This is a genomic window from Vandammella animalimorsus (assembly GCF_002288875.1).
GTDB lineage: Bacteria > Pseudomonadota > Gammaproteobacteria > Burkholderiales > Burkholderiaceae_C > Lampropedia > Lampropedia animalimorsus.
In genome coordinates this window covers 211,481-221,187 of the sequence record NZ_NTBH01000006.1, presented here as the reverse complement: position 1 = coordinate 221,187, position 9,707 = coordinate 211,481, and the positions used below count along the sequence as shown (strand labels likewise).

At 66.3% G+C, this 9,707-nt stretch carries 3 protein-coding genes; all 3 read left to right on the top strand.

The window, feature by feature from the left end:
* Nucleotides 1-145 precede the first annotated feature (145 nt).
* The 3 genes from CLI93_RS10405 to CLI93_RS10395 all read left to right on the top strand — a co-directional run bounded on the left by CLI93_RS10405 (nt 146) and on the right by CLI93_RS10395 (nt 9,692).
* On the top strand, nt 146-4,726 hold the full coding sequence (locus tag CLI93_RS10405; RefSeq protein ID WP_095995814.1) for a choice-of-anchor U domain-containing protein: 4,581 nt from the start codon (nt 146-148) through the stop codon (nt 4,724-4,726).
* Between the two features lie 276 nt (nt 4,727-5,002).
* Nucleotides 5,003-5,767, top strand: coding sequence for a rhodanese-like domain-containing protein (locus CLI93_RS10400; protein WP_143327005.1), 765 nt, complete (start codon nt 5,003-5,005; stop codon nt 5,765-5,767).
* Nucleotides 5,768-5,978: 211 nt separating this feature from the next.
* A complete protein-coding gene (locus tag CLI93_RS10395; RefSeq protein WP_143327004.1) occupies nt 5,979-9,692 on the top strand; it encodes a hypothetical protein in 3,714 nt (1,237 codons plus the stop codon).
* Nucleotides 9,693-9,707: the final 15 nt, after the last annotated feature.

Genomic DNA, 9,707 nt, shown 5'->3' with positions numbered 1-9,707 from the left:
CAAGTCTTCAAGCTTGCGCTCTCGACAGGCTTGGGCAAACAGGTCGAACTTCAGGGCGCTGCCAGGAGTGATCATGCTGAGCAATTTACTCGATCAAAAGTACAGGTGAGGTTTTGAGAGGTTCCCGGATGCCAACAACAATCCATTGACGGCCACCTCTGACCCCAGTGCCGTTGGGGCTCCGTTCTTTTACCGCACAGACCACGTCAGCGGCATTCAGAGCCTGGATGGCGGCACCATTCACGAAGGCCAGGCGGCCAACATTCATTGGCTCATCATTCCCGCGCAAGGCACAGGCGGCAATACGCCCGAGGGCAAGCTCTATTACGTGGGGGCCAAGCTCAGCTATACGCTGGGCGGCAAGAGCGAAACCGTCGAAGTCACGCCCGAATTCATCGTCGTGCGCCCCCAGCCGCTACTGCAGTTGGATTATTTCCTGCCGCGCGACGTGCATGGCGATGATGCGTTCACTCCAGAGGTCGAGCCCCCCGAGCCTTTCACGCTGGGGGTGCGCATCCGCAATGTCGGGGCAGGCGCTTCCTACAAAACCAGCATTGATACCGCCCAGCCCAGGATTGTCGAAAACGATCTTGGGCTGTTGATTGGTTTTGAGATTCTCAGCGGCTTTGTGGCCGACCAACCAGCAGGCAAGAGCCTGTTGCTGGATTTTGGCGACATCGCTGGCGGTGAAACGGCCACGGGGCGCTGGAACATGCAGACCACGCTGTCGGGCAAATTCGTCGAATTCGATGCCCGCTTCAGCCATGCCGACGCACTGGGCGGTGCGGTGACTTCTTTGATTCGTGATGTGCATGCGCATACGCTGGTGCGCGATGTGCGCGTTGATTTGCCCGGGCGCGACCTGATCCGCGATTTTCTGGCGCGCGATGGCGACGTGTTGCGGGTGTATGAGTCCGATGGCGTGGATACGGCAGTGGTTGATCAAAGCGCGCATGCGCGCTTGAGCACGCAAGGCAGCGATGCTGCAACGCTGCGCTTTCCTGCCGTGGCCACAGGCCTGGCCTATGCCAAGGTGGCCGATCCCCATCGCGGACAGCGCCCCATTGGGCCGGTGCTGCGCTCGGACGGTCGCATCGTGCCAGCCGAAAACGTTTGGCTCTCGCGTGAACGTGACGACAACCGGCAGTGGCGCCACTACATCAACCTTTTCGATGCCAATACCCCGGGCGAATACCGCCTGGGTTTTGCCGCTTCGCAGCATGCACAACTGTCGGGCCAGGTCTACCAGGACGGCAATGGCAACGGCATTCGCGAGCAGGGTGAAGCGTCCATTGGCGCCGTGGCCGTGCACTTGCAGGGCACGCAAACGGCCAGCGGCGCTGCGGTGGCTGTCACAGCCCATACCGAGGCCGATGGCAGCTTCCAATTCGTGGGACTTCAGCCTGGCCTCTACAACCTGGCCGTGGCCCAGGTGGCCGGCTTGGTCGATGGCAACAGCCTGGCTGGCAATGCAGGGGGCAATGCTGCGCCTGGCTTGATCTCAGGAATCCAGCTCGGAGCAGGCAGTCAAGCCCAAGGCTATGCGTTCAGCAAGCGCCGGGGAATGCCTGGGACTGTGGGTGAGCAGGCCGATCTGGCCCTCACCCTCAAAACTTCAGCCCAGGCCGTGCGCGTGGGCGAAAAAATCACGGTCATACTCCAGGCGTCGAACCAAGGCCCCGCCACGGTCAGCGATGCCGCCGTGCAACTGGCCTTGCCCGAGCAGGTGGCAATCCGCGCCTCGCAGGCTTCCCGCGGCAGCCTGGAGCAGGGCAAATGGACGCTGGGCGCTCTGGCATCAGGTGATACCGCCACGCTCACGCTGGAACTGGAGGTCCTACCCACACAGGCCCAGCACCTGCTGCTCAACGCGGTGATCGGGGCCGCCCTGACCGACCCGCGGCCTTCGGACAACAGCAGCAGCGCCCGTGTGCAAATCGAGGATGCGCAAACACTCCTGGCGGAACAAACGCTGCAGCAAGGCATGCGCGCTTTGGTCTATATCGCTTGCCCGGATGCCGCCGCCAACTGCCCGGCCGCCCAGCAGCAGACGGTGCAGCAACTGTTTGGCGCGCAGGGCTGGGAGGCGATGATCGTGACTTCGCCCCAAGCCTACGGCCAGGCGCTGCGCTCGGGCCATTACAGCCTGCTGTGGCTGCATGGCGATCTGTCCAATTGGGCGCAGCAATGGATTGCGGAAACTCAGGCCGCCGCCATGCGCGGTGCGACGCTGGTGCTTGATGGCCAGCCCCATGCCCACTCGGCCACGTTGGCTGGCCTGTGGAAGGGCGGCTATAGCGATGCGCCGCTGCAGGGCGCGAAAACGCTGCGCATCGATGGCGGGGCGACAGGCCCGGCCTCCATCCCTTTGAGCGGCCCGGCCTGGGCGCTGAAAAAAGGCCGGGGGCAGGCCGTGGCCCACTACAGCAGCGGAGAGCCCGCTGTGTTGAGCGCAAACACTGGCTTGGGCATGGTGTACGCGGCAGGCTTTGAGCTGCTGGGGCAGGCCGCCTCACAACTGGCCCTGGCGCAATGGCTGGCCGAGGAGCTGGCGCAGCGCCTGGCGCCGCCCGTCGTTGAGCCCATGCTGGCAGCCTCTCAAGTGGAGCTGCTCACCACCATCCACAACCGAGGCGATGCGCCGCGCGAGTTGCAATTGAGCACCGCATGGCCCAGCGGCGCGGCCATTGCCCAGGCCGATCCAGCGCCCAGCAGCGCGCAGGCCGACCAGGCCACATGGCGCAGCAGCCATGGCGCGGGCCAGCAAAGCCGCACGGTGGCGCGCATCACGCTGCCGCCGCAAGCGCAAGCATTCGTACTGCACTCGGCGCTGTCCGACACCCAGGCGGCGCAGGAATTGCAGCAATGGCAATTTGCGGTGCGCACCGTGGATTTGGCGGCGGTACAGGCCCAGGTGGACGACTTGCTCAGCGCTGCAGGCCAGCAGCCCGCCTTGGCCGACATCCGCACGGCCGTGCAGGCCGCCCGCACCGCCTGGGATGCCGGGCAGACCGAGCAGGCGCTGACCGAGCTGGCCGCCGCCTTCGTGCTGGCCGATGTGCTCGACGGTCTGGCCTCGCAGCAGGCCTTGCAAATCGCCCTGGCCCAGTGGCTGGGCTTGGCCGCCGCCGATGGCGCTGCCGCGCCACAGCCAGGCCACGGCATTGAAGCCCACGCCGGCTGGGGCCAGAGTGCGCTGGTGGGCGAGGCCTTTGCGCAAGTGCTGGCAGCCCGCGTGACCGATGCCGATCAGCGCCCCGTGGCCGGCGTGCAGGTGCGCTTTGTCTTGCCCGATGGCGGCGCGTCTGCGCGCTTTGTTGGCGCAGGGTCGCAAGCCACGGCCTACACCGATGCACAGGGCCTGGCGCATGCGCCGGTGATGCAGGCCAATGCCACGGCGGGCAGTTTTGAGGCCTTGGCGCAATTGCCCGACATGGCTGGCGTGGAGCCCGCACGTTTTTCCCTGAGCAACCGGGCCGCTGATGCCCAGCCCTTGGCGCTGGACGTGCTGGCCGGCCATGGTCAAAGTGCTCGCATCCACCAAACGTTCGCCCAAACCTTGCAGGTGCGCGTTCGCAATGGACATGGCCAGCCAGTGGCCGCTCAGGAAGTGCTGTTCACCCTGCCAGAGCGCGGCGCTTCGGCCCGCTTTGCTGGCGGCCTGCTGCAGGCGCGCGCTTTGACCGATGCCCAGGGGCTGGCCCATTCCCCCGCGCTCACGGCCAATGGGCAGCAAGGCAGCTACCACGCAACCGCCAGCACAGCCGGGGCGCTGCACGCCGTGCAGTTTGTGTTGGAAAACCTTGCACCCGCAGCCCCCGTCCACACCCTTGCAGTGCATGGCGGCGATGGGCAAACGGCGACGGTGCACGCCCCCTATGCACAACCGCTGCAGGTGCGCATCGCCAATGCACAAGGGCAGCCAGTGGCCGGCCATCGGGTGCGCTTCAGCGCTCCGGCCAGCGGCCCGTCGGTGTTTTTTGCTGGTGACGTGACGCAGGCCGAGGCGCTGACCGATGCCCAGGGCGTGGCTACGGCGCCCGCCATGCATGCCAATGCTCAGGCCGGTGCATTTGCCGTGCTGGCCAGTGCGGCGCAGGTGCATGAAGGCGTAGCGCTGCGCTTGCGAAACCAACCCGCCCAGGCTCCGGACGAGCGCCGCTTCAGCGCCGCCACGCCCACTGGCACGGGCACTGTCAGCGTCTCCATCAGCGGCGGCGGGCCACAGTGCCGCTTCAACCCGGCCAATACCTCCCTGCGGCGTGCGCAGGGGTTGCTGCCGTTGTTTGAAGTGCTGCTGTTCCCGTATGGCGTGCTGGATTTCGAGCTGGTCGGTTGCGAGCCTGGCAGCACGGTGACGGTCAGCACCGAGTGGCCCGATTTGCAGCACATCACCGGCTACCTCAAGTACGGGCCCACGCCCGGATCGCAGGGGCGCAGTGTCTGGTACGCACCCAATCAATTGCACATTGCGGGCCGTGCCATCCGTTACGCCATCACCGATGGCGGCCTGGGCGATGACGACCTTGCAGCCAACGGCCGCATTCGTGATCCTGGCGGCCCAGTCATCCAGTTCGGGCCTTTGCCTGGCGTTGGGCAACCGCCGCAAGGCGCCAGGCCCATTCCCATCGGTGGCGTGGTTTGGCTGCTGGGGGCTGCAATGGGCATGGCGCTGCTCACACGCTGGCGCTGGCGCCCAGAGCGCCGCCGCAGCGGCAGAACTTGATCGGCTTTCACTCACTGCAGCACCATGATGAGCATCGCGGATTTCATGCCAGGGTCAGGCGCAAGCCCAAGTTGCAGCAGGGGCGGCCTTGGCCTTTGCCTCAAAGGAGTGCGCCTTCTGGTCGCTACCGTGGCTTTGGCGCTAGTGGGCCCATGCCAAGCCGGCGGACAGGATCACCGAGCCGAAGGCGAAGGGATGCGGCGGGAGCCCATATGCCGCGCTCAGGAGTTCCAAGGCCAGGTCGAGATCATGGCCTGGCCCAGGCAGCAGGGCGTGTTGAAACTGAACGCCCCATGCTGGATCGCTCCTGCCCAGCTGCGCCAGCAGCTGGCAAAGGCACAGGACGCGCCTGTGCTGTTGGTCGATGTGCGGACGCATGGTTGGCGCGCCGATGCGCTGGAGGGTGCCATCGCCTTGCCCTTGCGCGATCTGCCGCACCAGTCTTTTCTGGCGCAGGGCGAGGCGGTGCTGGTTGGCAGCGGCCTGGACGTGGCCGAACTCAACCAGGCTTGCCTGGACTTGCGGCGCAAGGGCTGGAGGGTGAAGGCGCTGCGCGGCGGTGCGCCAGCCTGGCTGGAGCACCGCAGTGGCCTGGCGCAAGCCATCACGGCGCAGCAATGGATCATGGCCCTGGGGCAAGGCATGGACTGGCACTTGGCGCTGGGCGCAGCGTTGCCAGACGAGCAAGCAGAGCGCCTGCCCCTGGAGCCTGCGCTGGTGCTCGATGCCAAGGCCAGCGCATCCGCACAGGCGGTGGCCGGGCAGTTGCTGCGCTTGCAGCAGCGCCTGCAGCGCCGCGCCAGCAAACAGGCCACGCAGGTTGCCGTGGTGTTTCTTGCACAGGGCGATGCCTCGGCCGTGCTGCAAGCCCTGCATGCCGCGCAGCGCCATGCCCCGTCGCCCAAGGCGATTGCTGCCGCCACGGTGCCGATCTACGTGGTGCAAGGCGGCTGGGATGCCTATCGGGCCGAAGTTTTGCAAAACCATGCCATCCACGCGACCGCCCAGCACGCTCTGGCGCGCGCTTGTGGCGCTTTGTGAGGTTGGGAGCTGCATGCGATACCGCCCATTGCCCAACCCAAACAAGCAGGCTCTTGCTCCAGCAGCCACACCAAGCGATTAAAGGGAAAGCTCCATGACGTTCGCGCCATCCTCGTCTTTTGAACCTTGCCGCGCTGCCCGCATGACTGCCTGGGGGCATGACAAAGCCTTGCAGCAGCGCAGGTGGAGCCAGGCCGTTGCATTGCTATGCATGTTGTGGTGGATCGCGCTGTTCACGCTGCTGGCCAGCAGCGCGCAGGCACAGACCGTGGTCAGCGGCAGCATTACCAGTCATCAGACCTGGACGGCGGCCCAGTCCCCCTATCTTTTGCAGGGCGATGTGGTGCTCGACAACAACGCTCTGCTGAGCATCCAGCCTGGTGTCACCGTGCGCATGGCCCAAGGGGCCAGCTTCACCCTCAAGAAAGGGGCTTTGCAGGCCGTGGGCACCGCAGCTGCGCCCATTGTGATTACCTCCGATGCCGCCACGCCAGCGCCGGGCGACTGGCGTCAGTGGCGCTTTGGCCCTGGCACCGACGATGCCCGCACCCTGCTGGAGCACGTGGTCATCGAATACGGCGCGGGCGTGGCCATCGAATCGGCCTCGCCAGTGCTGCGCCACACCGAGTTGCGCCACCACAGCGGCCCCGCCGTGCAAATGGATCTGGCCTCTTCGCCAATCGGCGCTGGCAACCGCGCACATGGCAATGCGCTCAATGCCATTGCAGTGCCGGCGGGCACCATCCGCGGCCAGGTCGTCTGGGGGCTGGTGGGCATTCCCTATCTGGTGCAGGACGGGCTGGTGCAAGTGGGCCAGGCGCCGCTGTCGCTCGAACCTGCGCGGCTGCGGCTCAGCCCAGGCGTTGTGGCCTTGCTGCGCGCCAGCCTGGCACAACCGGCTGGCGGCGCAGGCGTGGTGCTGGACGTGGCCAGCAGCGTGCCCTCGGTGGCCTCCACGGCCAGCCGCGTCACGATTGGCGCAGGCCAATCAGGCGGCGACATCGAGGTGCAGGCCGGTGCATTGGGCAGCACCCGCATCACCCTCAGCCATGCCCAATTGGGCATGGCCGAAACCCTGGTGGAAGTCGTGCAATTGCCGCCGCTGTCGCTGGCGCCCGGCAGGCCCACGCTGGGCGTGGGGCGGCCCTATCCGATGAGCTTGTCGCTGCCCTCGCCCGCGCCCGCAGGCGGCGCTACCGTGCAACTGCTCAACACCGATGCCAGCGTACTGGCCGCGCCCAGCAGCGTGGTAGTGCCAGCCGGCCAGCGCAGCGCCCATTTCGAAGTCACTGGCCTGGCCGATGGGCAAAGCCGCTTGTCTGCACGGGCGCAGGGCTTTGCCGATGCCATGGCCACGCTGACCGTGCGTGGCAAGGCGCTGGTGCTGCCTGCGAGCATCGTCGTGGCCCCAGGGGGCAGCACCGAGGTGCTGCTGCACGCCACAGAGCCTGCGCCCGCAGGCGGGCTGCAAGTCAGCCTGAGCAGCTCCAACACGGCGGCGGCACAGGCGCCTGCCTCCACCAGCATCGCCGCTGGGCAAAGCAGCGGCCAGTTCACGCTGCAAGGCGTGGCCTTGGGCACAGCCCAGCTCACCGCCAGTGCGGCGGGCTACCAATCGGCCAGCGGCACGGTGCTGGTCGATGCCATTGCGATTCAAGCAGAGCCCAGCGGCGACATCACCACCAACGAAGGGCTGGAGCGCACCCTGCGCGTGCTGCTGTCCAAGGCGGCCCCGCCGGGGGGCATCGCCATCGCAGCCAGCAGCAGCGCGGCTGCCGTGGCCTCCGTCTCACCCGCTGAACTGCTGGTGCCCGAAGGGCAGGTCTATGCCACCCAGCCCCTGACGATCCAGGCGTTGAGCGCCGGGCAGACGAACATTGCCTTGTCGGCCCCCGGCCTAGTGGGCAAGAACGTTCAGTTGACGGTGCGTGAAGGGGCTTCCCTGCGCCTGAAGCCCTATAGGGGCAGCAAGGTGGTGGCCGGCAAAGGCATGCGCAGCTACCACGGTGGCAGCGACAGCGACTTGAGCGTGCAGCGCATCGTCAACGGCAACGTCAGCAGCGGCGCCGATGCGGTGACGGTGAGGCTGCGCTGTGTGAACGCGCAGGTCTGCACGGTGCCCGAGACGGTGACGATTCCAGCGGGCTACAGCCAGGTGGCGGTGCCGGTCACGGGCGTGGACGTAGGCAGCACGCAAATCGAGGCCACGGCCGAGGGCTATACGGCATCCACACCTGTGGAGATGGAAACCGTGCTGCCGCAAGTGCTGTTTCACAGCCTGGACGGCAACCGCACCACCTCCAGCGTGCGCGATGGCTTCTCCATTTCCTTGCGTGTGCCCGGTGCGGTATGGCCGGACAGTGCTTCGTTGGTCGAGGCAGCGAGCATCCAATTGGATTTGGTGGAGCAAACACCCGCAGGCGTAGTCAACGGCATTTACAGCGCAGCCACAGACGGCAACCTGATCACGCAGTTGACGATTGCAGCGGGCCATAGAAGCAGCGGCAGCGCCTACATTGCTCAACCAGCCCTGGCAGGCAGCTATCGGGTGCAGGCCGATGTGACGGGCATCGCCAGCGGGCAATCGGCAGTGCAAACCGTGGAAGCAGCGCAGCAAGCCCTGCAATTGAAGCCCTACAGGGGGAGCAAGGTGGTGGTTGGCAAAGGCATGCGCAGCTACCACGGTGGCAGCGACAGCGACTTGAGCGTGCAGCGCATCGTCAACGGCAGCGTCAGCAGCGGCGCCGATGCGGTGACGGTGAGGCTGCGCTGTGTGAACGCGCAGGTCTGCACGGTGCCGGAGACGGTGACGATTCCAGCGGGCCAAAGTCAGGTGGCCGTGCCGGTCACAGGCGTGGACGTGGGCAGCACGCAAATCGAGGCCACGGCCGAGGGCTATACGGCATCCACACCTGTGGAGATGGAAACCGTGCTGCCGCAAGTGCTGTTTCACAGCCTGGACGGCAACCGCACCACCTCCAGCGTGCGCGATGGCTTCTCCATTTCCTTGCGTGTGCCCGGTGCGGTATGGCCGGACAGTGCTTCGTTGGTCGAGGCAGCGAGCATCCAATTGGATTTGGTGGAGCAAACACCCGCAGGCGTAGTCAACGGCATTTACAGCGCAGCCACAGACGGCAACCTGATCACGCAGTTGACGATTGCAGCGGGTTACAACAGCAGCGGCAGCGCCTACATTGCTCAGCCGGCCCTGGTGGGCAGCTATCGGGTGCAGGCCGATGTGGCAGGCATCACCAGCGGGCAATCGGCAGTGCAGACCGTGGCGGCGGCAGAGCAAGCCCTGCAATTGACGCCCTACAGCGGCAGCAAAGTCGTGGTGGGCAAAGGCATGCGCAGCTATGCCAGCTCCGGCTCTTGGACAGAGTTGCGCGTGCAGCGCCTCATCAACGGCAGCGTCAGCAGCGGCGCCGATGCGGTGACGGTGAGGCTGCGCTGTGTGAACGCGCAGGTCTGCACGGTGCCGGAGACGGTGACGATTCCAGCGGGCCAAAGTCAGGTGGCCGTGCCGGTCACAGGCGTGGACGTGGGCAGCACGCAAATCGAGGTCACGGCCGTGGGCTTTGGCCCAGGGGTGGTGACGATGGAGACCATCGCCCCCCGGCTGATCATCACCAACGTGCCCGCCACCTTGGCTGCCGGGGCCAGCCGCCATTTGTATGCGCGCGCCCAGGTGCCCGGCGCTGTCTGGCCAGACAGCCAAACGCCTGCTGCGGACTTGACGCTGAGCTTGACCAGCGCCGTGCCCTCGGTAGGTACGGTCACTGCCAGCGTGAGCTGGAATGCCGGGGCAGGCCAGTCCCAAGCAGCCACGTTCCAGGGCATAGCGCCGGGCGCTACGACGGTCACGGTCAGCGCGCCCGGTTTTGTGCCCGCCACCAGCGCGGCCATTCAGGTCACCACCCCATAAGAAGGAGGCCGCCCC

Bases quoted from the DNA above. Each gene is read 5' to 3' on its own strand.
- CLI93_RS10395 (WP_143327004.1), top strand. From the start codon at position 5,979: ATGTTGTGGTGGATCGCGCTGTTCACGCTGCTGGCCAGCAGCGCGCAG.